The sequence below is a fragment of the Pedobacter sp. MR2016-19 genome, from assembly GCF_014947265.1.
GTDB lineage: Bacteria > Bacteroidota > Bacteroidia > Sphingobacteriales > Sphingobacteriaceae > Pedobacter.
The window spans coordinates 224,295-247,490 of the sequence record NZ_JADCNK010000003.1; the positions used below are offsets into that span (position 1 = coordinate 224,295).

A 23,196-nucleotide genomic window follows, 5' to 3' on the forward strand; every position below is an offset into this window, starting at 1 on the left:
TACGCTGTCAATCCCAGGAGCCGGGGAAATCAAAAAAACAGGTGCAAAACAGTAAAAATGGCACTAACAAGCCTGAAACGCAGTGGTTTTGTGTTCATAAACGATGATTTAATTTTAAAAAAAAATATTGAACACAAAACGAAGTGTCGCTGTTTTTTTGATGCGCGTGAGATTGTGTAAAAGGCTCATTGCTGGATCCGATAGCTATCGGATGACAAAGCGCTTTGGGTACTTTGGCGCTCCAAAATGCGTAGCATTCTTGAGCACAGCAAAAACCAACTGCAACTGCGAAAAACTACCATGCCCCGCGGCATAGAGCGATAGAAGAATGTTATAATTAATTGTGTCCGCAAGATAGGCTTGCGCCGGAATGACGAATGTTTGAGCGGATTAAACTACTATAAACAACGATGAACATCCAAAAACTGATTGATAAAGGTTTAAAACTCAAAAGCTATTCAAAAGATTCGGTTATTTACGAGCCGGGGATGCAGCCGCGTTACGTGTATTTTATCAAATTGGGCGAGGTGCGAATGGTTACTGTGAGCGATGAGGGAAAGGAATTTATTCAGGGCGTTTTTAAAACGGGGCAGTATTTCGGTGAACCTGCTTTATTAATCGACCGGCCTTATTTAGCCTTTACCATTGCCAATAAAGATTCGCAGGTTATTGCGGTAAATAAAGAGGATTTTTTTGAACTGATTAAAAATGAGCCCGATTTTAGCATGGAGCTAATCCGTACTTTAAGTACCCGCCTTTTTTATAAATCGATGATGCTGGAGGAACTGGCGAGCGAAAAGGCCGATCATCGTTTGTTAACGATTATCAATTATCTCCTTGGCGATATTGCTGTAGGTGAAAATTTAAAAGTAACACGACAAGAATTAGCCGATATGACTGGCTTAAGGGTAGAAACCGTTATCCGTAGCACTAAAATATTAGCGGAGAAGGGCCTGATCAAAACCATGAAAGGGAAGATTGTAAAAGTTTAGCTTTTTATTGGGCAAGCGTGAACGACCAATAAACAAATGACGAGTGAACTGATAAACGATTCTCAAACATGACTTAGATCATAAATTAGTATCTAACTTTAGGCTTACCTTTGTACTATCAAATTAGAAGATTATGGCTGAGTTATCGAAATTCCAGGCTTTTGTACAGTGTAAATGCCCTCGTTGCCGCAAAGGAGATATTTTTACAGGGAGTGCTTATTCTTTAAGACTACAAAAAACCAATATTAACTGTCCGCATTGCAACTTAAAATTTGAGCGCGAGCCAGGATTTTTCTATGTGGCCATGTTTGTAAGTTATGCCATGAACGTTGCAGAAATCATAACCATTGGTGTGGCATCATATGTTTTGGGTTTGCCTTTAATTTATGAAAACCTGTGGTACTATATTGGTTTAATCCTGGCAGGTGTTTTATTGTTGTCACCAATTAATTACCGCTATTCGAGAGTTGTTTTGCTTCACTACCTTACGCCAGGCTTGCATTATGCTCCTGGAAGTGGCGACTAGTAAACTATAAATAAAAAGAGACTGTATCGTAAAACTGATTTCTCTTCAGGTTTTGCCGTTTTGATCTTGTCGAAACAGCGCTGCCAGAGCTATTTAATCTAGTCCTTCTACGGGTTTTTGTTTTTACATACTGAATTGAGGCAATTCAATAAATTAAGTAACAGCGTGCTTTCGTCTCATTAAACCTATTATTAGATTGATGATCGGTAGTAGTTGAACAACTAAAAATCCGAGTAGCATGGCAGCGGTGCTATTCTTGAATCCCTGTGAATAATCTGTCGAGTCTGCGCTGGTAAACTCGACCAGGGTAAGTGATCTGTTGAAATTATAAGTAGAATAACAAGCAAGAAAAAAGAATAAAATAGATAATAAAATGTGAGCCCAGCTCAAGGTATTAGATGCTATAAATGATTTTAAAAATTTGTAGAATAATGTAAAAACGAATAAAAATATCGCAAACCACCTAATGAGTGGAATATTATCGATCATATAATAACTGTCGTGTATATTGAAAGCAAGATTAACTGCCGGAAGCAATAATGAAGCTGCCAAAAGAATGGTCGCTACTAAAACCAGGAAGTTATAGGTTTTAAAGATTATTTTCATTTTTTGTTTGGCTTGAGGGGTTTATTAATATAAGTATGCAATTGTTTGGAGAGCCATTTGGCATATTTATGATCAGTTTTTTAATTAGAAAATGGGTGTTCAGTAATGCTTCGGAAACAGCAGTCCCGTTATTCGCTATAGCTCCGATAAAAGATCGGAGGCTGCCGCTTTTACCGGGTTTATAGAACAGAGGCCTGTATAAAATACAAACGAAGACTACATTAAGTTCAAAAATCAGGCGTCATTGCGAGAGGAACGACGAAGCAATCCTATCGTAAACAGGAAGGATTGATTCATCCGATAAAAAATCGACTTGTCAATATTAACTCGCAACCTTTCATTTCAGGCATTTTGCTACCGGTATGAAATCAGTATAGCTTCTGCTTTAGCTAATGACAATTAAAATTAATGATTTATAGCACTATTTATACAATCTACTAATGCTTTCACTTTTGTTTCTGAAGTGAGTTCATACCGGTATTCGTCTTCAATGCTGCCCATTTTGGTTTCCGTATTTCTGAATTCCATTTTACTTGGCACAAATTCTTTTGCTGAGGCATGGAATTGTGTGGCACCGGTTTGATCAATAAGGTTTTTGATGTTGCTTTCATTTATACCCGCACCAGGCATGATCATAATGCGGCCATTGGCTTTTTTTACCAGCTCTGCTAATTTTTCTGCCCCCAGAATTGCAGAAGAAGCCCCTCCTGAGGTGAGTACTCTTTTTATGTTGAGTGAGATTAAATCTTCCAGCGCCTGATTCATATCGTTGCTCATATCAAATGCCCTGTGGAAAGCCACTTCCATAGGTTTAGCCAGCTCAATTAGTTCAGCGCATCTTTCTTTGTCAACAGTGCCATCTGCTTTAAGTATTCCGATAACTATTCCTTCGCAATTTAATGATTTGCAGATTTTTATATCTTCTTTTATTAACTCAAACTCAATATCAGAATACAAAAAATCACCTCCACGCGGACGGATAATCGGCCAAACTTCTATAGATAGATTTTTCTTGGCTAATGAAATTTGTGCATAACTTGGGGTGGTGCCACCTTCTGCCAGGTTATCGCAAAATTCCACTCTTTTCGCTCCACCATTTTGGGCAGCCAATGCAGAGGCATAAGAATTTGCACAAACTTCTAAACAAGCATTTTTTGTGATTGGATCACTTTTCATTTCTGGATATAATTTGAATTATTCTTCTGTTTCTACAGGGCCTAAAACAACCCAGCCTTTTGGCGATTTATAGGTGTTGAGTAGCTGTGTTGATTTTCCACCATCCGGAAACCAGCATACTTCAGTAATTATCCAATGGGAATCATCAATTTTTTTTCTTTCAGGGAAAGCATTTTGAAGACCTGAAAAATCAGGGAAACCATGTTCTTCGGTATTATTGATAAAAGATAATTTAAGTACTTCTGCTGTTTCAGTGATGATGTCATCATCTAATTCCATTTTCAATTTGGAAAGCATGATTCTTGCTTCCTCGAAGAAATCTTTACATGCTATTGCAGCATCAATATCCTTAGCATTATAAGCATTCTCCAAAGCTAATATTGCACCTTCTGGTGTTTCAGGATTGGCTTTGAAATGATCAACCCCTTCATCAATATATAAACCTATACTGTCGTCAAATGCTGCTTTCTCTTTTTCAGGTATACCATCTCTGATCGCTCTTATAGTGTAACCGCCAATTAATCTGCCATTTTCAATACTCATCCAGTCTGATATCAGGTCGCGATCAATTCCAATTTTCTGGTTTAGTTTCACCGTGCCTACACTTACAGGTTCGTTACCTACCGTACCAAAAAGATTGCCTTCATCATCAAAATGTGGTTCTGTCAGCCAAATATGCTCGCTATTTTCGCCGTCTATAATATGAACTTTAACAGAGAAATAAGCATGGTATGGCTGGGGATTAGCCAGGCTTTCTTCGAAATACCAAAGCGTTAAATTGGCTTTTTCTATTGCCCAGTTCATACGCTCGTCTTCGTTCGGCACATAAACCATATCAGGCTCACCCTTGCGTTCGGCAACGTTTTTCTTTCCAAAAATATTAGATAATAGCCCCATTTACTGTTTTATTTTTTATTTATCGTTTGAAAAAAATCAAGCTATTAATAATAACTTTTGCCTTTGATTAAAAGATCTTGTTTTTCTGCGTTACAGACCGCATAGCTAAAGCCCTGCTGAATGGCATAAGCACCATATTCGCCTTTTTTATTAATAGCTAAAAAGCCTACCTGTATATTTTTAGCCGTTTCGGGTTTCTTTTTAATAATGCGCATTACCGCTTCCTTACAGGCGGCTTGGGGTGTATAACCCTGGCGCATGAGTTCTACCACCAAAAAGGAGCCAACATTTCTTACTACCTCTTCACCCACGCCAGTTGAGGTTGCACCACCAACTTCATTGTCTACATAAAGGCCGGCACCAATAATCGGACTGTCGCCAATTCTTCCATGTAATTTATAAGCCATGCCACTAGTGGTACACGCGCCTGAAATGTTTCCTTTAGCATCAATTGCGAGCATGCCGATGGTATCGTGGTTGTATTGGTTGCCCGGAAGTTTTTGCGGCGCAGCTTTCTCGTAGAGCTTATTTTCGATATTCATTACAGGGGCATATTTTGCCGTTTTTAACCATTCTTTCCAGGCTTTTTCACTGGCAGGCGTAAGTAAGTTTTCTTTTTTGAATCCCTGCTCCAAAGCAAACTGTAAAGCACCATCACCAGCTAACATCACGTGTGGTGTTTTTTCCATCACTTTACGTGCAACCGAAATCGGATGTTTAATATGTTCGAGTGCTAAAACAGCGCCGCAGTTACCGAGTTCGTCCATAATGCAGGCATCCAGGGTAACGTGGCCATCGCGATCTGGCAAACCGCCATATCCGACAGATTGATTCTTTTCATCTGCTTCAGGTACCCAAACGCCTTGTTCTACAGCATCTAAGGCACGTCCACCGGAAGAAAGTACTTTCCATGCATCAGCATTCGCGGCAATTCCAAAATCCCAGGTAGAAATTACGATCGGGAAATTGGCCGTTTTTCTTTCTTCATTCGGAATAACATTTGCAATACTACTTTTATCGATAGCCAGCAATCCGGCCGATAGGGCAGATGCTTTTATAAATTTGCGGCGGTTAAACATTTTTTGGGTTAATTGTTGAAATTGGCTAAATAGTTAATTGTTTGATTGTTGTAATTGTTAAATTGTTAAATCGAACGATCCTGTTTGAAAATTGCGATTTGAACATTGGTTATAATTCATTAATCGTTTTACTTCCGCTTGAAAATTAAGATTCGATTATTGGTTATTTAATTGTTATATTGTTGTGATTGCTGAATTGTTGAACCGATCGCTCCAGTTGGATTATTGTAATTTGAATATTGGTTATGATTTAACTAATGGTAAACCGATCTGCATCCTTTAAAAAAGGAAATTGCCTTCTTACTTTAACCAGTTCTTCGTAATTGATACTGAATGTATATAAATCTTCGTCTTCAGGTTTATAATAAACGGTATTGCCGTATGGATCAAGGCACATCGACAATCCGCTGTGATAAATCTGGTTTCCATCATGCCCAACACGGTTTACAGCAATCACATAACTTTGATTTTCTATTGCCCTGGCCGGAATTAATGCCTTCCAATGTGCCGATCGTTTATCTGGCCAGCTAGCCACCAGAAGTAAGATGTCATATTCCTGATCTACATTACGCAACCAAACCGGAAAGCGCAAGTCGTAACAAATGGCCAATCTGATTTTCCATCCTTTAAGTTCGACAATAAGTTTTTCTTTCCCAGGACTAAAATGCTGATCTTCATCTCCCATGCCAAACAGATGACGTTTATCGTAATGCTGATTTTTGCCATCTGGTTCCATCCAGATCAAACGGTTAAAATATTGATTATTTTCTTTAATAATGATACTTCCTGTAACCACACAATTGTATTGGTGTGCCATTTTTTGCATCCACTGCATCGTTTTACCACCCATTTCTTCAGCTAAAGCCTCAGAATTCATGCTAAAACCAGTATTGAACATTTCGGGTAAAATAATAATATCGGTTTTTTCCCTTACACCCATCGATAATCTAAGTGCCAGATTTAATAGGTTTTTCTCAATGTTTTCCCAAAAAAGGTAGGCCTGAAAGACAGTTACTTTCAGATTTTCTATTTGAGTGTAAACAGGTGCTTCCATGGTATATCGGTTTGGTCTGGTTAAACGTTTTTTAATTTCTCAGCCGCTAAGGCAAGTGTAGCGTTTTCTTTAGCAAAGCAAAACCTGATAATTTTATGATCGGTTGCTTTTTGGTAAAATGCAGAAACCGGAATGGTGGCCACTCCAAATTCCTTAATCAGCCGCATACTAAAATCGGTGTCTTTTTCATCGCTAATGTCACTGTAGCTTGCGCATTGAAAATAAGAGCCGTTACACGGCAAAAGTTTAAAACGACTTTCGGCCAGAAGATTTCTGAAATAATTTCTCTTCTGTTGAAAGAAACTGCCTATTTCACTATAATTTTTTGGCTCTTTAATATATTCTGCAATAGCTTGCTGCATGGGACTATTAACGCTGAAAACATTAAATTGGTGTACCTTCCTAAATTCTTTGGTTAATGTCTCAGGTGCTAAACAATAGCCCAGCTTCCAGCCGGTAGCATGCAAAAGTTTGCCAAATGAAGCTACAATAAAACTTCTTTGCTTTAATTCCGGATAGAGCATTACACTTTGGTGCTTTTGTTCATCGTAAATTAAATGTTCATAAACTTCATCGCTCAAGATTAAAATGTCGGTACCTGTAATCAATTTAATAAGCGATTGCATATCATCTGATGATAAAATACTACCAGTTGGATTTTGTGGCGTATTTAAGATGATCATTCTGGTTTTGGCTGTAAACAACTTCTTAACCATATCCCAGTCAATGGCATAAGCAGGTGGCGCAAGCTCGTAGGTTTTAACCAGGCCTCCTAAAAGTTTAACGGTAGGTGCGTAACTATCGTAAGCCGGTTCGAAAATAATAACTTCATCACCTGCATTGATAATGGCTGCTAATGCGGTAAAAATAGCTTGTGTTCCACCAGCTGTAACCGTAATTTCTGTTTCAGGATTATACTTGATGTGATATAGTTTTTCAACTTTCTCTGCAATGGTTTCTTTTAAAAAAGCAGAACCCGGCATTGGTGCATATTGATTAAAACCATCTTTCATAGCTTTATTTACCAATTCAATTAGTTTTGGATCGCAGGCATAATCAGGAAATCCCTGAGAAAGATTAATGGCATTGTGTTCTGTGGCAAGTTTACTCATCACCGAAAAAATGGTGGTACTTACGCCAGGAAGTTTAGATTGTATATGAAGCATCTTATAAGCGAAAATAGGAAAAAAAGCTTAAAGCGTAAAAAGCTATGCCAAAGGCCTTGCTCATGTTCCGTGCCATTGCGGTTGTGCATCAAGAAATAACTTTTAGCAATCATTGAATCCTCTGGTTAATAACCATTTAATAAAAACAGCGGGTTATCAATGAATTTTAACCTGCATTTTGTATTATTTCAAATATAATGCTGCTTATTTAAAATTATTCCAAATAAACTCTTTTCTTTGCAATGAAATCTCAATGATCCATTAAATATGAAGTTTAAACACTTAACCGCTGCCTTTTTATTGGTAATAAGTGCATCTGCATTTGTTAATCCTAAAAAAGTCCTGAGAACATTTGTTTCCAATTATGAAAATGTATTGGGCACATCATTAGAATTAAAATTTAAAACAGTTAGCCAGGCCGATGCAGATTTAGCTGAAACGCGTGCATTAAATGAGATCGATAGGCTTGATGATATTTTAAGTGCATATAAAGCGAACAGCGAGTTTAGTAAATGGATGAGCAATGGTAAACAAACCACTAAAGTTTCGGCAGATTTGTTTGAGGTTCTAAAACAGTTTGAAAACTATAAAATATTAACCAATGGTGCACTTGATGCATCAGCTAAAGTAATAGGAGATGTTTGGAAAAAGGCAGCTGCCGAAAACCATTTACCATCAGCTGCAGCATTACAAAATGCTCTTACCTTGGTTAAACAAAAACATTACATCTTAAATGAGCAGGATAAAACCGTAACGCGTTTAGATGATGTACCATTGGCATTAAATTCTTTTGCAAAAAGTTATATCATTAATAAAGCTGCCGAAAAAGCTGTTCAAAGCCCCGGAATTGAAAACGTGGTGGTGAATATTGGTGGCGATATGGTTATCAAAGGAAATCAGCCGGAAGCTATTGAAATAGCAAACCCTAAAGCTGATGCTGAAAACGATGTTGCGTTAACAACCATTAAAGTATCGAATATGGCTGTGGCAACCAGTGGTAATTACCGCAGAGGTTTTAAGGTAAACGGCAAATGGTACTCGCATATTGTTGATCCTCGTACAGGAAAACCTGCTTCAGAAATAATTAGCGCAACGGTTATTGGCCCTGATGCCAGTGAAGCAGGGGCTTTGGCTACTTCTTTTAATGTACTTTCCCTAGCCGAGATTGAAGCATTAACTTCAACAAGAAATGATATTGCATATTTGTTAATCACGAAAGATGGCACAGAAATCAGAAGCAAAAAATGGGCTGATTACGAGGTTGCTTTAAATAAGCCAGTTGCTGTTTTAGAAAAAGTGAGCAAAGCTGATAAACTTTGGAATCCTAAATATGAGTTGGTTGTAAATTTGGAAATTGCCAATATCGAATCTACTGATGGTAAACGTATTCGTCGCCCGTTTGTGGCCGTTTGGATAGAAGATGCCGCTAAAACACCTATGCGCAATCTGGCTATTTGGTATAATAAACCACGTTGGTTGCCTGATTTAAAATCGTGGAATCGTGCCAATGGCGATGAGTTTAAAAAAGGAGCAGAAGGAAAACTAAGCTCAACGAGTTCTGCTACACGCGGTCCTGGTAAATATAGCTTATCATGGGATGGGAAAGACGATAGCGGGAAATTGGTTAAAGCAGGTAGTTACACCGTTTTTATTGAAGTAGCCCGCGAGCATGGAACCTACCAGGTAATTGCTCAGGAAATGAAATTTACCGGCTCAGCAAAAAAAATAGAATTAACGCCAAATACAGAACTAACCTCAGCATCTCTTGACTACAGAAAAATCGGAACCGCAAAAAAATAAGATAACGGCTGCACCCGGTGGCCTCGGAAAAAAGCGGGTTAAAAATGATAGCGGAAAGGGCAAGGGTAAAAAGCGGTTAGCTGGTTTATCACGCTGGTTGCACATTTATTTATCGATGGTGAGTTTTACAATCCTGCTATTCTTTGCAGTATCAGGCTTAACCCTAAACCATGCAGATTGGTTTACTTCCGGTAAGGAAGTGGTTACCAAAGATTCTGGATCAGTAAACTTAAAGTGGGTAAACCAACCCGATACCAATAAGATCAATAAGTTACAGCTTGTTGAGTTTTTTAGGAGCAAACATGAGGTTAAAGGTGCATTGAGCGATTTCAGAATGGATGACAGAGAATTGAGCTTAACCTTTAGCGGACCTGGTTACCTGGCCGATTCTTTTATAGATCGCGAAACCGGGAAATACGAATTAACCACAACCAAGTTTGGTGCTGTAGCTGTGATTAACGATTTACACAAAGGAAGGGATTCTGGTAAGGCCTGGTCGTGGATTATCGATATTTCGGCAGTGTTGATGACATTGGTGTCCATCTCCGGAATTATCTTAATCTGTTTTATTAAAAAGAAACGATTAAGCGGTTTCATCATCGCAGCAGTAGGTACAATTGTTTGCTATTTGATTTACAGGTTATTTGTACCATAGTTTTGCCACCAAGAAACGGAGACCGTATCATATTTGTGATTCCATTCGAACTTGTCAGGTTGAGCTTATCGAAATGCTTTGCAAGGTATTTAAAGAGATTCTTCGACAGGCTAATATTGATAGACTCGAATAGAATGGTCGTCATTGCGAGGCACGAAGCAATCTTAAAGCGCTCGCTACTAGCGATAGTTGTAAGATTGCTTTGTCGGCTGAAAAGGCCTCCTCGCAATGACGATTCCTGGCCGGCACATAGCACTAAAAATCCTCTGTCACTAATATTCATCTTCTACTATAAATTAACCCTCAGGATGAGATTTTATATTTATGATACCCCCTTTGTGTCTTTGTAGTATAATACTAGTGCGCTGCAACAGCAGCATCAGGCGATGCCTCCACTTCAGTTGTAATAAACCTTCTGCCAATCAATAAACAACACAAAGCAATAAAGGCCGCGGCAGTCATTACTAAAGGCATCGGTACAACCGAGTGTTCACTAAATAAACTTACCATAACCGAAGCCAAAGCACCCAATCCCATTTGTAAGGCACCCATTAACGCCGATGCACTACCCGCATTTTTGGTAAATGGTGCGAGCGACAAGGCAGCAGCATTTGGATTTATTAAACCTAAGCAAGCCAAAAACAAGGCAATAAAGCCTATCGTAGAATATAAACCCAGCCAATTGTTTAACGCAAAAACCAAAAAGATTAAACTGAAAATACATTGAGCAATAAGTGCATAGGTGACAATCTTTTTACTGGTAAACCATCTAAGTAATAAGCTATTTACCTGACTTGATCCAATAAACGATACCGATAACAGGGCGAAAATCCATCCGTAGCCAGTCTTACTTACTTCGTAAATTTTCATAAATACCTGAGGCGAGGACGATACGTAGGCGAATAATCCCGAAAAGGTAATTGAACTAATTAAAGCATAAGTATAAAATTGAGGTTCTTTTAAAACGGTAAAGAAATTGGTTAAAATTGGCTTTGGTTTTAAAGAGTAATTGGGATCAGGCTTATAACTTTCGGGCAGTTTGAAAATGGAAGCCAGGAGCATTAAAATCGCCATCAGTCCTAAAAACACAAATACATATTTCCAACCTAATGCAGCAATTAAGTAACCACCTGCAGTTGGGGCAAGCATGGGCGAAACCGCGATAACCAGCATTAAGGAAGCAAATACTTTCGGACTTTCCTCTACAGAGAACAAATCCCTAACCATTGCTACAGAAGCTACTGCAGTAGCGCAACTCCCGATGGCCTGAACAAAACGTAAAACAATCAATTGATTTACATCAGTTACAGCCAAACATAAAAAAGAAGCAAAAATATATAGCGCTAAACCGAAATATAAAGGTTTTTTTCTTCCAAATTTGTCCAACAGTGGCCCATATAATAACTGGCCGGCAGAAATCCCGATAAAAAAACTCGAAAGTGAAAGGGCTACAGTTGATTCGTTACTTCTCAAATCCTTTGCAATATCAACAAAACCAGGAAGGTACATGTCGATGGAGAAAGGACCAAGCGCCGCCAGCGAACCTAAAATAAGTATGAGATAGAAATGTTGTTTTTTAGCCATGAAGATTACCGGATTTTGATGGCGCAAAGATTGGGAGATTTAAGTTGTTAACCTATTTTTACAGTCGAACGATTGTAAAAATCAAATTTTTATATTGAACGATTGAAACAGGTGGCTACGTAATCTTTGTGCATCTGTGTTAAAAATATGATGATTGTTATACTAAATCTGCTATTTATTTATAGATTTATAGTCTATGACTTTTAAGACAAAAGAAAGCCGTTTACTACTCATTCTGGGTAGCTTTTTCGTGGCAAACGCTATATTATCAGAGTTTATTGGAGTTAAGCTATTCAGTGTCGAAGAAACGCTGGGTTTTAAAAAGTTCGATATTAATTTACTGGGGGTTCCGCATCTTTCCTTTGTCATGTCGGCAGGGGTATTAACCTGGCCGATCATTTTCATCATGACGGATATTATAAATGAATATTTTGGTGTAAAGCAAGTCCGTTTTTTATCTATCCTCACTTCAATTTTAATCGCATTTGCCTTTCTGGTAGTTTGGGGCTCTATGCATTTAAGCGCTGCCGATTTTTGGGTACACCAAAAAATTAATGGTGAAGACTTAAATATGAACAATGCATTTGCAGGGATTTTTGGTCAGGGCATGTGGATTATTGTAGGTTCAATTACGGCTTTTATTATAGGACAGCTATCCGATGTTTTGATTTTTCACCGGATTAAAAAGATAACGGGCGAACGCGCGTTATGGCTGCGTGCTACGGGCTCAACGCTGGTATCGCAATTGATTGATAGTTTTGTGGTCATCTTTATTGCCTTTTATTTAAACCCTCAGTATCACTACAGCTGGCAAATGGTTGCCGCAATAGGTTTGGTGAATTATACTTATAAATTCGCGGTGGCTATTTTAATGACACCAATTTTATATGGAGTACATGCCATTATTGATGGATACCTGGGTAAAGATCTTGCCCACAAACTAATTAAAATGGCGGGCAGAGGGTAATATTAAAATAACCAAATAATAAATTTATGAGAAATATTTTAGTGCTACTCGTAATACTTTCACTATTTTCTTGTACTGGTATAAACGCAAATGATCAGGAGCTTAATATTCAGGGCACATGGCAGTTACTATCGGCTACAACCATCGAAAATGGAAAAAGTAAAACCACAGATTATTCGGGTAAACTGAAAATGATCAAGATCCTCAATCACAGCCATTTTGCATTTTTAAGGCACAGCCTTGATGTTAAAGATAGCACAAACTTTGATGCTGGTGGTGGAACTTTTGTTTTAGATAAAGATGATTATACCGAGCATCTGGAATATTATAAGGATAAAAACTGGGAGGGTAAGACTTTTAAGTTCAAACTCACCATCCACAACGATACTTTGATTCAGAAAGGTGTAGAGGAGGTGGAAGCAGCAGGGGTAGACCGGGTGATTATTGAGAAATACATTAAGGTAAAGTAATAGATATTTTTTCACTTTGCATTTGTAAAAGTTTGAAGAGTAACATCAGAGCAATTTATCCAGGGAATAATTGTTGTTCTTAAATCTATCAATTCTTTGTTTTGTTTTAAAACATATTATATATTTGTAATATGGGAAACGAATTATCAAAAAAGCAAATTGGCGAGCGAATAGCTAACCTACGTTTAAGTAAAGGTTTATCGCAAGAAGATTTAGCAAAAAGTATTGCGATTTCAAGACCATCTTTAACCCAAATGGAGTTGGGAAATCGGGTTGTGAGTCTAAGTGAAATGCAAAAACTATCAATAGTTCTGGGTTTTTCTCTCGATGATTTTATGACCAAAGATTTTCTGGCCAATCAAAGCTTAACATTACCTGATGAAACAAATGAAGAGCTTATAGAAGAACGCATTTCTGTTCCAATTTTAAATATCAATAAGTTTAAAAACGTTTTGCTTTACATTTTAGAGCACTGCGCTGGCAAACCTAACGTTGGTGAAACCGTACTGTATAAACTCCTTTATTTTTCTGATTTTAATTATTACGAATTATATGAAGAGCATTTAACAGGTGCGAAGTATAAAAAGTTGCCGTATGGCCCTGTTCCCCAAAAGTTAGATGCGATTATCAATCAAATGATAGATGCGAATCAGCTTCAACGGATAAAAACAGAATTTAAAGGTTATCCACAAAAGCGCTATCTGCCACTCGAAAAAGCTGATTTAACCTTACTCAAGGCAAGCGAAAAAGATGTTATAGATAAAGTGATCGAACAAATGAGCGATTGGTCGGCTACCGCTATAAGTGATTATTCGCATAAAGATTTACCTTGGGAAGTTACAGAAGAAGGTAAGTATATTAGCTACGAACTCGCATTCTATAGAGAGTTGCCGTATTCTGTAAGGGTGTATGACGAAGATGATAATTAATGTATGCATTTCGATTCACTCACCGAATTTAATAGGGATTTGAAATTTCTATTAAAAAAGTATCGAACATTAAATGACGACTTGGAAATGGTAAAGACAATTATAAATGTTAGGCCAAGTCAACAGCCACCCTTTAGCTTTACAATAGATAACTTAGGTATTAGTACCTGTGTGATTAAAATAAAAAAGATGGCCTGCAAATCTTTAAAAGGCCGCGGGGTAAACTCTGGTTTGAGATTAATCTATGCTTATTTCGAAGAAGAAAAAAAGATAGTTTTTATTGAGCTTTATCATAAAAACGATAAGGAAAATGAAGACAGGCAACGTATTTTAGAAAATTTTAAGTAACGCAAAAGGCCGGACTCGCTCCGGCCTTTGTACTTAACAACAAAACAAATAAAAAAATAACCTTAAAAATAAGTTATAGGCTTGCCAGTTCCTCGGCAAAAACATTTTCACTCAATTGCTCTTGCTTGTAAATCTGTCTGCCGGTGTAGGCCACAAAAACAGATTCATCCAATAGTAAGTCGCGGTTTTTAATCAAACTTTCTAGCTTAACCGTTCCAACTACATATTTATAGCTGCTGGCCGCATAACGTTCGCTAATGTTATCAAATTCCAATAGGGAAATCAGATCTTCATCTGCATAACGCAAATAAACCTCTAAAAGAATTTCTTCTGTATGTTTCACTCCGTTTTCCGAATGGTATTTTTTATATTCGTAACGGTAATCGTAACGCAAGGCTGCAATATCAGATAGTACAGCTGCACCAGTAGGGTGACCACCCGCACCTTTACCATAGAAAAACTGTTTATCAGCAAAAGCCGCCTGAACTGCAACTGCATTGTATTCGTTTTCTACGTTGTAAAGAAAATCATCCTTAGCTACCAATTTAGGGAGTACATAAGTCACAATATCTTTTGTATTTACCTTACGTGCAGTAGGAACCAACTTAATTTTAAAGTTTTTCTCACGGGCATATTTAATGTCGTGCTGAGAAAGGTTTTGGATACCAATATTCAAAATGGCATCAGGATTTACAAATAAACCATAAGCATGTGCAGTAGCAATGGCCAGTTTATATTTAGGGTCGTAACCTCCCACGTCTAAAATCGGATCGGTTTCTGCGAAACCTAAATCCTGTGCTTCTTTTAATGCCGAATCGTAACTTTGTCCTTCGTTGAATATTTTTGATAAAATATAATTAGATGAGCCATTAAAAATCCCACTCAAAGCATGGAATAATTCATTGTCGTAATATTCTTCTAAATTGCGGATAATTGGAATACTGCCACAAACCGCACCTTCGTACAATAGGGAAGTGCCATATTCCTGTTGTAAATCTACCAGCTCTTTTAAGTGTGTGGCGATCATTTTTTTATTGGCCGAGACTACATTTTTGCCGTTTTTTAATGCAGTAGTTACAATTTCGTAAGCAGCATCAGCATCATTGATTAATTCTACGATCGTGTTGATCTCTGTATTGTTCAATATTTCGTTGCGATCAGTAGTAAACAGATCCTTGTTGAGGCTACGTTTCTTTCTTGGGTCTTTTATTGCGATTTTTATGATCTCTAAGTTCAGATTCTGGCTTTGGATGATATCCAATAAACCTTGTCCTACAACTCCGAAACCAAATAAACCGATTTTTAAATTCTTACTCATTGTTATAAAGTGATTACACAGATGGGTGGATTACACCGATATAGCTGTTCTTATTTTTTTAAATTTTTTCTGGTATCGAGTTTTTACCTTCTACCTTTATACCTTCAACCCTCTACCTCTTTAGGCAGTATGCTGTAATTTGATGATTTTTTTATTACGGCTTTCCTTCATAAAGTTTCCGATTACGTTAGTCAAAGCATCTGTTTCGATTAAAAAACCGTCATGTCCATAATCAGAATGCAAGGCGCAAAATTCTGCCCCAGGGATATGATCTGCCAGATATTTCTGCTCCGATAATGGAAACAAAACATCATTTTCTATCCCGATTACTAAAGTATTTGCCGTAATTAGTTTTAGTGCATCTGCAATACTTTTGCGGTTACGGCCCACATTGTGGCTATCCATTGCCTTGGTTAAATAATAATAACTGTAAGCGTTAAAGCGGTTGATCAGCTTTTCTCCCTGATAGTTCTGATAAGAAGAAGATCTGAAATTGTCTGTCTTGTCGTTTACACTTTCTAACTGTGTACTGCCGTAAGCACTATAAGTTCTATAGCTTAAAAGTGCAATGCTACGGGCGGTTTTTAAACCTTTGCTACCACCGTTTGGTTGGTTGGCATAAAAAGTTCTGTCTGTGGTAATGGCCAAACGCTGACTTTCATTAAACGCGATGCCCCATGGAGAATGCGCTGCATTAGTCGCAATTAAAATCAGGTTTTCAATTTTATTAGGTTCCGAAATGCTCCATTCTACAGCTTGTTGCCCACCTAAAGAGCCACCGATTAATAATTTAATATAATCAATACCTAAATGTGCAGCTAATAACTGGTGGGCCGATACTAAATCCCGGATCGTAAACTGCGGAAACGAAAGGTAATAAGGCAAGCCCGTTACCGGATTGGTACTTAATGGATTGGTACTGCCGTAATGCGAGCCTAAAACATTGGCACAAACGATATAATGCTCTTCCGGGTTGAACAAAGCATTTTGGCCGAACAAACCTTCCCACCATTCAAAAACATCAGCATTGGCAGTCAGTGCGTGGCAAACCCAAATTACATTATCTTTATTTGCATTTAATTTGCCATAAGTTTGATAAGCAATTTGCAGGTTGCGGATTTTCTTTCCGCTCTCTAATTTGAACTGTTTATTGTAATTATACGTTGATGCTGTACTCATTGTTTTATTGTATTCGGAAAATGAACGGGCTTAGGCTGATAAACTCTCTGTAGGGATCTGAACATTTATAGATGCAAAAGCCTGCTCGAAATCGGCCTTAATATCATCGATATGCTCAATACCGACTGAAACCCGTAATGCGTTTGGTTTTACACCTGCGGCTAATTGCTCATCTTCACTCAATTGTTGATGTGTGGTTGCCGATGGCTGGATAATCAACGTTTTTGCATCGCCAACGTTTGCGAGGTGAGAAACCAGTTTTAAATTATCTATAACCTGTGTGGCATTTTCTTTACTTCCTTTTAATTCGAAAGATAAAACTGCGCCAAAACCGTTACTTAAATATTTTTTTGCCAGGCTATTGTATTTGCTGCTCGCTAATCCTGGATATTGTACTTCCTGAACCAATGGATGGTTTTCTAACCAGGTAGCCAGTTCAAGGGCATTGTCAACGTGGCGTTGTACACGGAGCGATAAGGTTTCTAAGCCCTGCAATAAAAGGAAAGAATTAAAAGGGGATAGGGCAGGACCAAGATCTCTTAATCCCTCCACACGTGCACGGATGATAAACTGGATGTTGCCAAATGGCCCACCGATGCCGAAAACATCGCTGAAAACCAAACCATGATAACCTGCTGATGGTTCAGAGAATTGAGGGAATTTACCATTACCCCAGTTATAGTTTCCGCCATCAATGATCACACCACCAATGCTTGTTCCATGTCCGCCAATCCATTTTGTTGCAGATTCTACCACAATGTTTGCTCCATGTTCTAAAGGCTTAAATAAATAACCTCCTGCGCCGAAAGTATTGTCAACAACTAAAGGTAGATCGTATTTCTTTGCAATTGCAGCGATTTTCTCAAAATCAGGAACACTAAATGCCGGGTTGCCGATGGTTTCCAGATAAATGGCTTTGGTTTTATCTGTTATTTTAGCTTCAAATTCCTCAGGCACATCTGGATTCGCAAAATCGACATGGATACCCAGACGTTTAAAAGCAACTTTGAACTGGTTATAAGTTCCACCGTAAATGTGCGAAGAAGAAACGATACTATCGCCGGCTTCTAAAATGTTATTCAATGCAATAAACTGTGCGGCCTGTCCTGAAGCTACCGCCAAAGCAGCTACACCACCTTCTAAAGCTGCAATACGTTTTTCGAAAACATCATTAGTCGGATTCATGATCCTGGTGTAAATGTTGCCAAACTCTTTTAAAGCAAATAAGTTGGCGCCATGCTCAGCGTTTTTAAATCCGTAAGAAGTAGTTTGGTAAATCGGCACAGCCCTCGAGCCTGTTGTTGGATCTATTTCCTGGCCAGCGTGTAATTGTAAAGTTTCAAATTTATATGATGTTGACATGATTTCTGTTTTATTTATTGATGAGACGTAGTGATTTAGGTTGATTCTAAAACCTAGCAGGGCGTATCCCGATGTTTCGGGACCTTCCAGTTTGAAAGAAACAAAAAAGGAAGATTTTTTAGATTACTGTATGCAACAGCACATACAAGTAATTGCACAACTATTGAAAAAAGTAGAAATAGAAGTTTGTTCTAAATTTTTAAGGTTTGCACTGGGTTCGCTTAGCGATTGAAGATTTAATGTTTTCATCAGTTCTAATTTATATCTCCAGATAACACCATGTTATCCGGTCAGGAATTGGCACCTTCTCTTTCTGAGGGTTGCCAGTGGGTCATCGAGCCAGTCTCTCGCCACTTCTTTATAAATCAACCTGTGAAGATTGACTTTTATTTAGCTTTCTACCAAATAATATTTCAAATGTCTGAATTTAATTTTAATACACAAAATAAAATTTTGAATTTTTGTTAATCGTTTGGGAATGAGTAATGTATTTTATTGTATTGCGGCAAATTAAAACTTTTAATATAAAAATTAACACTTAAAATTCTAAGTTTGTGTGACCTATCTAAATATAATTATGATGAAAAATATAACAGTTCTAGGCTTAGGCCTGCTATTCACGGGGATGTGTTTAACTAATGCAAACGCCCAATTCGGAGGCTTAAAAGATAAATTATTAAAAGTCGGCACTGCGCAGGGTGCTAAAGCTTTAGGTGTAGACAGGTTTTTAAAGCAGCCAGCTGCCATTACCACCAGTTTTGAAGATGTAAACAGGGAAGGCGAAAAAATGCCCGACTTTGTTAATCCTTCAAAATTAATAGCACAGCCTTTATATTTATTGCCGAAAAATCCTGAGGGTGGTTTTGTTCTTTGCGAAGGATTGTACGAAATGACGAATAAAAGTTACTGTTTAAAAGCCGGAACTTTCGCGCCATCAAAGGGCGATGGTTACATGTTTGCCCCCGTTTTGGGCTCGAAAGAAGAAATTGTAGTTGCGATATTGAAAAGTGCAGAGAAACATCCGGAAGTAGAACAGCATGATATCCAGGCCTTACTTTGGACCATTATTGCCAGAACAAAATTTGCCGATTTTAACGGACAAGTGAAAGTAACTGCAATGAAATTGTTAACGACAAAACAACTTACCCAATTGGAAGGTGGCGCTTTAGGCATTTTACCTTTCGATGTAATGGAAAAAGCTAAGGACCAGTTACCTTCAGGTGTGAGGGCTGTTTTTGAAGCAGAAAATAATATCCGTCAACTGGTGTCGTCTGGGAATTATACTTATGCCGACATGGAAAGATATGCTATTATAGCGGGGATGGCTCCACCAAGAAGTGATGTGCCAAGTGGCATCTGGACGAAACACCCTGATGGTTATTATGTACGTTATTTTCCTTCTGGTTATTCAATTACCAAAGTGCAGGTTTATGTACCAAAAGGATTATTAGCAGATGGAAATAAATTGGTTTATGATGCAGCAGGGGATATTGCTTGTCCTGCCAATACCGGTTCTCAACGTTTAGCGCAAACTAACGAACCACTGGAGGCTAACTATTCGTTAAAGTTGACCACGATTTGTAATCCTAAGTAAGTTTTGGAAAATTAGGGTACTGTAGTCCTTAGGAGATTGCAGTCCCGCTTTACGCTTTATCTTTTTGGCTACCCTTCGACTTCGCTCAGGGTGACAGCCAAAAAGGATATCGCTGCAATCGGGTTTAGCAACAAAGGTTCGAAATAACTAGAAACCTATAAGGTCTTAAAGACCTCATAGGTTTTATACTTTAACCTAACGCCTGCGCTAAATCGGCGATAATATCGTCTACATGCTCTAATCCTACTGAAATACGGAGTAAATTTTTTGGCGTTTTACTATCCGGTCCTTCTACTGAATAACGGTGTTCTATCAAACTCTCTACACCACCTAAACTGGTAGCCTGTGCAAATAGCTGAACTTTATTTGCCACTTTATGAGCAGCTTCAGCATCGCCCTTAACTAAAAACGACATCATCCCGCCAAAATCTTTCATCTGTTTTTTTGCAATTTCGTGCTGTGGGTGACTTTCCAACCCAGGATAAAAAACGGCTTCAACATTCGGATGTCCGTTTAAATAGTCGGCTACTTTTTTGCCGTTTTCGCAATGGCCTTTCATGCGGTAAGCCAGGGTTTTAATGCTACGGGTTAATAAAAAGCAATCAAAAGGAGAGGGTACGGCACCACCGGTTTGTTGTATGTTTTTGATGCGCTCCCATAATTCATCTTTTTTGGCCGTAATTAAAATCCCACCAAGCACATCACTATGGCCTCCTAAATATTTGGTACTGCTGTGCATTACTATATCGGCACCCAATAATATTGGATTCTGTAAAATTGGAGAGGCAAAGGTGCTGTCGCAAACCAGGGTGATATTTTTTGCTTTAGCAATTCTGGCAATTTCTTCAATATCTGTAACCTTTAGTAATGGATTAGAAGGGGTTTCGATCCAGATCAGTTTAGTATTGGGCTTAATGCTTGATTGTATCAGATTTAAATCCGTTTGATCAACAAAATCAAATTCCAAACTATCGTTAAAAATAGTAAGTAATTGTTTTTTTATGCCCCAATACATATCATCTGGTGCTATAATGTGGCTACCTGGTTTTAAAGCCTGAAACATGGCTAATCCGCAGGTATTACCCGAAGAAAAAGCAGCAGCATCTTCGCCATATTCTAATTTTGCTATAGTGTTTTCTAAAGCAGACCGGTTTGGATTACTTACCCTGCTATACATGTGCCCACCGGGATAACCACCATCTTCGCCACGAAAAAAAGTGGTAGATAGATTAATCGGGGGCGTAACATCGCCTGTAGTACTTTTTACAAGATTAGAAGCGTGAATAGCAAGGGTTTCGGGTTTCATAATAATTAATTTTAATCGAAATGATATCGGGAGCAATTTAATAATTTGGCGCTAATTTAAGGTTCGTAATGGTTTTGGCAAGATTTATGTAACAAGTTTGTCGAAATTTAATTAAACAAAAAATGAAAAGATTATTTATAGCTATCGCAATAGCATGTTCTACTTTAGTAATGTTACAAAGTTGTAATACTGCAAAAAGAGTAACTGCAGGAGTAACAGGTAGCAGAGGTACAGTTGTTCGCGAATGGGTAGTGAGTAATGTAGCTTTAGAAGGATTGCCTGATGGCGCTGTTCAAGGATTATTTGGAGAGAAATCTTACAAATGTTTCCAGGGAAGTACATGGAATTTAACCAATAGTGGTAATGGTTCTTACACTTTACCAGCATCAAGCACTTGTGGTTCGGTAATGCAGACTATATTCTGGTCGGCTGCACCTAAAGACCAGACTTTCCAGTTCAAAAAAATATTTGAAGGTGATAAAGCTAAAAACGTAACAGAAGGTTATCGTTTAGTGTTAACTGATCTTTCAAGCACACAAATGATCTTAAAATCGCCAATCGAATTTGGTGGTAAAACTGCAAATATCGTATTAACCTTTACGCCTGCAGCGAGATAATTAGATTTACCTGTGAAAAAACATAATAAGAGCACTTCTGAAAAGAGGTGCTTTTTTTGTAACCGTTACTGATCTATCTTTATAGTTTCCTCTAAAGCGTCGTCATTTCGAGCGAAGTGCAACGAAGTCGAGAAATCTATAAAGATAGATCTCTCCATTCCACTGCGTTCCAGTCGAGATGACGATGCCAAGAGATTTTACAAAATAAAAGCAATCAATATCTGCGTTTATCCGTGTTCATCTGTGGTTAATTATTAAGATTGACATTCAAAAATCACGGTTTGTTACAAGAAAATGATTTTCAAATCGCCCCATTATTGTATTTTTGTTCAAAATAAATCAGGAATGAATACAACTGAGCAAGTTGAACAAATATTAGCTGATACCAATTTATCAACTGAATTACAAAACATAGCACACAAAGTTCTTCACGGAGAACGGATTACATTTGATGAAGGTGTTTACCTTTATGAACAGGCTGAACTAGGTTACCTCGGTGTCCTCGCCAATTACATCCGTGAGAAAAAACACGGCGATAAAACTTATTTTAACCGAAACTTTCACTTGGAACCAACCAATCTTTGCGTTTACGACTGCAAATTTTGCTCGTACTCTCGTTTAATTAAACAAAAAGAAGAAGGCTGGGCTTTAACGATGGAGCAAATGCTCGATATCGTTAAAAAATACGATGGTGAACCGGTAACGGAGGTGCATATTGTAGGAGGGGTGCTTCCACAATACGATGTGGCATTTTATTCGGCTTTGTTCACAGCCATTAAACAGCATCGTCCTGATCTGCATGTTAAAGCATTAACGCCTGTTGAGTACCACTATATTTTCAAAAAAGCTAAAATCGATTATGCAACAGGCATGCGTTTGATGAAAGAAGCTGGGTTGGAATCAATACCAGGTGGAGGGGCAGAGATTTTTCACCCTGAAATCAGAGAACAGATTGCCAAAGATAAATGTACCGGCCAGCAATGGCTCGATATACATGAAGAATGGCACAAACTGGGCATGCGCAGTAATGCGACCATGCTTTATGGACATATCGAAAAATACTGGCACCGTGTAGATCACATGGAGAAACTCCGTGAACTGCAGGATCGCACAGGTGGCTTCCAGACATTTATTCCATTAAAATTCAGAAATCAAAATAACCAGATGAGCAATGTACCCGAATCGTCGGTAATTGAAGATTTAAGAAATTATGCCATTGCCCGTATCTATATGGATAACTTCGATCATATTAAAGCTTATTGGGCGATGATCAGTCGCGAAACTGCTCAGTTATCTTTAAATTACGGTGTGGATGATATCGACGGTACTTTGGATGATACTACAAAAATATATTCCATGGCCGGCGCAGAAGAACAAACGCCTGCAATGAGCACTAAAGAGCTGGTTAATCTGATCAAGCAGGTAGGCAGAAAAGCAATAGAGCGCGATACTCTATATAATGTGGTTACGGATTTCGAGCAGGTTGTTTTCGAAGAAGAGAAGAAACCGCAATATTATAAATTACCAGTAGTGAATTAGAATTGTTATGATGACAGGGTTTTAAGATCTTT

General features: G+C 38.1%; 22 protein-coding genes and 1 riboswitch. Of the genes, 11 read left to right on the forward strand and 11 right to left on the reverse strand.

Features of this window, described 5'->3' with window-relative positions; genetic code table 11:
* The first annotated feature begins 410 nt into the window (after positions 1-410).
* Positions 411-992 (forward strand): Crp/Fnr family transcriptional regulator, encoded by a 582-nt coding sequence (locus IM793_RS05735; protein ID WP_193420136.1) that lies wholly within the window; start codon positions 411-413, stop codon positions 990-992.
* A gap of 133 nt (positions 993-1,125) precedes the next feature.
* Positions 1,126-1,518, forward strand: coding sequence for a DUF983 domain-containing protein (locus IM793_RS05740; RefSeq protein ID WP_193420137.1), 393 nt, complete (start codon positions 1,126-1,128; stop codon positions 1,516-1,518).
* Positions 1,519-1,671: 153 nt separating this feature from the next.
* On the opposite strand, the gene IM793_RS05745 is transcribed toward IM793_RS05740, so the two are convergent.
* The 6 genes from IM793_RS05745 to IM793_RS05770 form a co-directional block, all read right to left on the reverse strand.
* Positions 1,672-2,124, reverse strand: coding sequence for a hypothetical protein (locus tag IM793_RS05745; protein ID WP_193420138.1), 453 nt, complete (start codon positions 2,122-2,124; stop codon positions 1,672-1,674).
* A gap of 405 nt (positions 2,125-2,529) precedes the next feature.
* The gene (locus IM793_RS05750; RefSeq protein WP_193420139.1) at positions 2,530-3,300 is read right to left on the reverse strand and encodes a copper homeostasis protein CutC; all 771 of its coding nucleotides are present in this window, start codon (positions 3,298-3,300) and stop codon (positions 2,530-2,532) included.
* Between the two features lie 18 nt (positions 3,301-3,318).
* Entirely contained in the window at positions 3,319-4,197 is an 879-nt protein-coding gene (locus IM793_RS05755) for a YegJ family protein (protein WP_193420140.1), read from the reverse strand.
* Between the two features lie 44 nt (positions 4,198-4,241).
* Positions 4,242-5,276: a N(4)-(beta-N-acetylglucosaminyl)-L-asparaginase gene (locus IM793_RS05760; RefSeq protein WP_193420141.1), complete on the reverse strand. Its 1,035-nt coding sequence runs from the start codon at positions 5,274-5,276 to the stop codon at positions 4,242-4,244.
* A 250-nt stretch (positions 5,277-5,526) separates the two neighbouring features.
* The gene (locus tag IM793_RS05765; RefSeq protein ID WP_193420142.1) at positions 5,527-6,330 is read right to left on the reverse strand and encodes a nitrilase family protein; all 804 of its coding nucleotides are present in this window, start codon (positions 6,328-6,330) and stop codon (positions 5,527-5,529) included.
* 20 nt (positions 6,331-6,350) lie between these two features.
* On the reverse strand, positions 6,351-7,496 hold the full coding sequence (locus IM793_RS05770) for a methionine aminotransferase (RefSeq protein ID WP_193420143.1): 1,146 nt from the start codon (positions 7,494-7,496) through the stop codon (positions 6,351-6,353).
* Positions 7,497-7,763: 267 nt separating this feature from the next.
* Between IM793_RS05770 and IM793_RS05775 the strand changes: the two genes are divergently transcribed.
* The gene (locus IM793_RS05775; RefSeq protein ID WP_193420144.1) at positions 7,764-9,296 is read left to right on the forward strand and encodes a DUF2271 domain-containing protein; all 1,533 of its coding nucleotides are present in this window, start codon (positions 7,764-7,766) and stop codon (positions 9,294-9,296) included.
* Complete coding sequence (locus IM793_RS05780) at positions 9,262-9,951, forward strand: PepSY-associated TM helix domain-containing protein (RefSeq protein WP_227256143.1); 690 nt, start codon at positions 9,262-9,264, stop codon at positions 9,949-9,951. Before IM793_RS05775 ends, IM793_RS05780 begins: the two co-directional genes overlap by 35 nt.
* Before the next feature lie 357 nt (positions 9,952-10,308).
* Here IM793_RS05780 and IM793_RS05785 read toward each other — a convergent pair whose 3' ends face one another.
* On the reverse strand, positions 10,309-11,535 hold the full coding sequence (locus IM793_RS05785; RefSeq protein WP_193420145.1) for a multidrug effflux MFS transporter: 1,227 nt from the start codon (positions 11,533-11,535) through the stop codon (positions 10,309-10,311).
* Positions 11,536-11,731: 196 nt separating this feature from the next.
* Between IM793_RS05785 and IM793_RS05790 the strand changes: the two genes are divergently transcribed.
* From IM793_RS05790 to IM793_RS05805, 4 genes are all read left to right on the forward strand, one after another.
* Positions 11,732-12,502, forward strand: a complete 771-nt coding sequence (locus IM793_RS05790; RefSeq protein ID WP_121286498.1) for a queuosine precursor transporter — start codon at positions 11,732-11,734, stop codon at positions 12,500-12,502.
* Positions 12,503-12,528: 26 nt separating this feature from the next.
* Entirely contained in the window at positions 12,529-12,972 is a 444-nt protein-coding gene (locus tag IM793_RS05795) for a hypothetical protein (RefSeq protein WP_193420146.1), read from the forward strand.
* A 131-nt stretch (positions 12,973-13,103) separates the two neighbouring features.
* Positions 13,104-13,901: a type II toxin-antitoxin system antitoxin SocA domain-containing protein gene (locus tag IM793_RS05800; protein ID WP_193420147.1), complete on the forward strand. Its 798-nt coding sequence runs from the start codon at positions 13,104-13,106 to the stop codon at positions 13,899-13,901.
* Between the two features lie 39 nt (positions 13,902-13,940).
* Positions 13,941-14,249, forward strand: coding sequence for a hypothetical protein (locus IM793_RS05805; RefSeq protein WP_227256144.1), 309 nt, complete (start codon positions 13,941-13,943; stop codon positions 14,247-14,249).
* A gap of 73 nt (positions 14,250-14,322) precedes the next feature.
* Here the strand turns inward: IM793_RS05805 and IM793_RS05810 are convergent, their stop codons facing one another.
* The 3 genes from IM793_RS05810 to IM793_RS05820 all read right to left on the reverse strand — a co-directional run bounded on the left by IM793_RS05810 (position 14,323) and on the right by IM793_RS05820 (position 18,108).
* Positions 14,323-15,567 carry a homoserine dehydrogenase gene (locus tag IM793_RS05810; RefSeq protein ID WP_193420149.1) on the reverse strand — a complete coding sequence of 415 codons (1,245 nt, stop codon included), beginning with the start codon at positions 15,565-15,567 and terminating at the stop codon, positions 14,323-14,325.
* Positions 15,568-15,687: 120 nt separating this feature from the next.
* Complete coding sequence (gene metX / locus IM793_RS05815) at positions 15,688-16,746, reverse strand: homoserine O-acetyltransferase (protein WP_193420150.1); 1,059 nt, start codon at positions 16,744-16,746, stop codon at positions 15,688-15,690.
* A 30-nt stretch (positions 16,747-16,776) separates the two neighbouring features.
* Positions 16,777-18,108: an O-acetylhomoserine aminocarboxypropyltransferase/cysteine synthase family protein gene (locus tag IM793_RS05820; RefSeq protein WP_193420151.1), complete on the reverse strand. Its 1,332-nt coding sequence runs from the start codon at positions 18,106-18,108 to the stop codon at positions 16,777-16,779.
* Between the two features lie 256 nt (positions 18,109-18,364).
* Positions 18,365-18,475, reverse strand: a riboswitch (SAM riboswitch).
* A 213-nt stretch (positions 18,476-18,688) separates the two neighbouring features.
* On the opposite strand from IM793_RS05820, the gene IM793_RS05825 reads away from it, so the two are divergent.
* Positions 18,689-19,702: a hypothetical protein gene (locus IM793_RS05825; RefSeq protein ID WP_193420152.1), complete on the forward strand. Its 1,014-nt coding sequence runs from the start codon at positions 18,689-18,691 to the stop codon at positions 19,700-19,702.
* Between the two features lie 190 nt (positions 19,703-19,892).
* On the opposite strand, the gene IM793_RS05830 is transcribed toward IM793_RS05825, so the two are convergent.
* Positions 19,893-21,008 (reverse strand): PLP-dependent aspartate aminotransferase family protein, encoded by a 1,116-nt coding sequence (locus IM793_RS05830; protein ID WP_193420153.1) that lies wholly within the window; start codon positions 21,006-21,008, stop codon positions 19,893-19,895.
* A 122-nt stretch (positions 21,009-21,130) separates the two neighbouring features.
* Between IM793_RS05830 and IM793_RS05835 the strand changes: the two genes are divergently transcribed.
* A complete protein-coding gene (locus tag IM793_RS05835; protein ID WP_227256145.1) occupies positions 21,131-21,625 on the forward strand; it encodes a hypothetical protein in 495 nt (164 codons plus the stop codon).
* A gap of 345 nt (positions 21,626-21,970) precedes the next feature.
* Positions 21,971-23,164 carry an aminofutalosine synthase MqnE gene (mqnE, locus tag IM793_RS05840; RefSeq protein WP_193420154.1) on the forward strand — a complete coding sequence of 398 codons (1,194 nt, stop codon included), beginning with the start codon at positions 21,971-21,973 and terminating at the stop codon, positions 23,162-23,164.
* Positions 23,165-23,196: the final 32 nt, after the last annotated feature.

Coding starts and splice junctions, on each gene's coding strand:
- IM793_RS05735 (WP_193420136.1), top strand. CDS start 411: ATGAACATCCAAAAACTGATTGATAAAGGTTTAAAACTCAAAAGCTAT.
- IM793_RS05740 (WP_193420137.1), top strand. CDS start 1,126: ATGGCTGAGTTATCGAAATTCCAGGCTTTTGTACAGTGTAAATGCCCT.
- IM793_RS05745 (WP_193420138.1), bottom strand. CDS start 2,124: ATGAAAATAATCTTTAAAACCTATAACTTCCTGGTTTTAGTAGCGACC.
- IM793_RS05750 (WP_193420139.1), bottom strand. CDS start 3,300: ATGAAAAGTGATCCAATCACAAAAAATGCTTGTTTAGAAGTTTGTGCA.
- IM793_RS05755 (WP_193420140.1), bottom strand. CDS start 4,197: ATGGGGCTATTATCTAATATTTTTGGAAAGAAAAACGTTGCCGAACGC.
- IM793_RS05760 (WP_193420141.1), bottom strand. CDS start 5,276: ATGTTTAACCGCCGCAAATTTATAAAAGCATCTGCCCTATCGGCCGGA.
- IM793_RS05765 (WP_193420142.1), bottom strand. CDS start 6,330: ATGGAAGCACCTGTTTACACTCAAATAGAAAATCTGAAAGTAACTGTC.
- IM793_RS05770 (WP_193420143.1), bottom strand. CDS start 7,496: ATGCTTCATATACAATCTAAACTTCCTGGCGTAAGTACCACCATTTTT.
- IM793_RS05775 (WP_193420144.1), top strand. CDS start 7,764: ATGAAGTTTAAACACTTAACCGCTGCCTTTTTATTGGTAATAAGTGCA.
- IM793_RS05785 (WP_193420145.1), bottom strand. CDS start 11,535: ATGGCTAAAAAACAACATTTCTATCTCATACTTATTTTAGGTTCGCTG.
- IM793_RS05790 (WP_121286498.1), top strand. CDS start 11,732: ATGACTTTTAAGACAAAAGAAAGCCGTTTACTACTCATTCTGGGTAGC.
- IM793_RS05795 (WP_193420146.1), top strand. CDS start 12,529: ATGAGAAATATTTTAGTGCTACTCGTAATACTTTCACTATTTTCTTGT.
- IM793_RS05800 (WP_193420147.1), top strand. CDS start 13,104: ATGGGAAACGAATTATCAAAAAAGCAAATTGGCGAGCGAATAGCTAAC.
- IM793_RS05810 (WP_193420149.1), bottom strand. CDS start 15,567: ATGAGTAAGAATTTAAAAATCGGTTTATTTGGTTTCGGAGTTGTAGGA.
- metX (WP_193420150.1), bottom strand. CDS start 16,746: ATGAGTACAGCATCAACGTATAATTACAATAAACAGTTCAAATTAGAG.
- IM793_RS05820 (WP_193420151.1), bottom strand. CDS start 18,108: ATGTCAACATCATATAAATTTGAAACTTTACAATTACACGCTGGCCAG.
- IM793_RS05825 (WP_193420152.1), top strand. CDS start 18,689: ATGAAAAATATAACAGTTCTAGGCTTAGGCCTGCTATTCACGGGGATG.
- IM793_RS05830 (WP_193420153.1), bottom strand. CDS start 21,008: ATGAAACCCGAAACCCTTGCTATTCACGCTTCTAATCTTGTAAAAAGT.
- IM793_RS05835 (WP_227256145.1), top strand. CDS start 21,131: ATGAAAAGATTATTTATAGCTATCGCAATAGCATGTTCTACTTTAGTA.
- mqnE (WP_193420154.1), top strand. CDS start 21,971: ATGAATACAACTGAGCAAGTTGAACAAATATTAGCTGATACCAATTTA.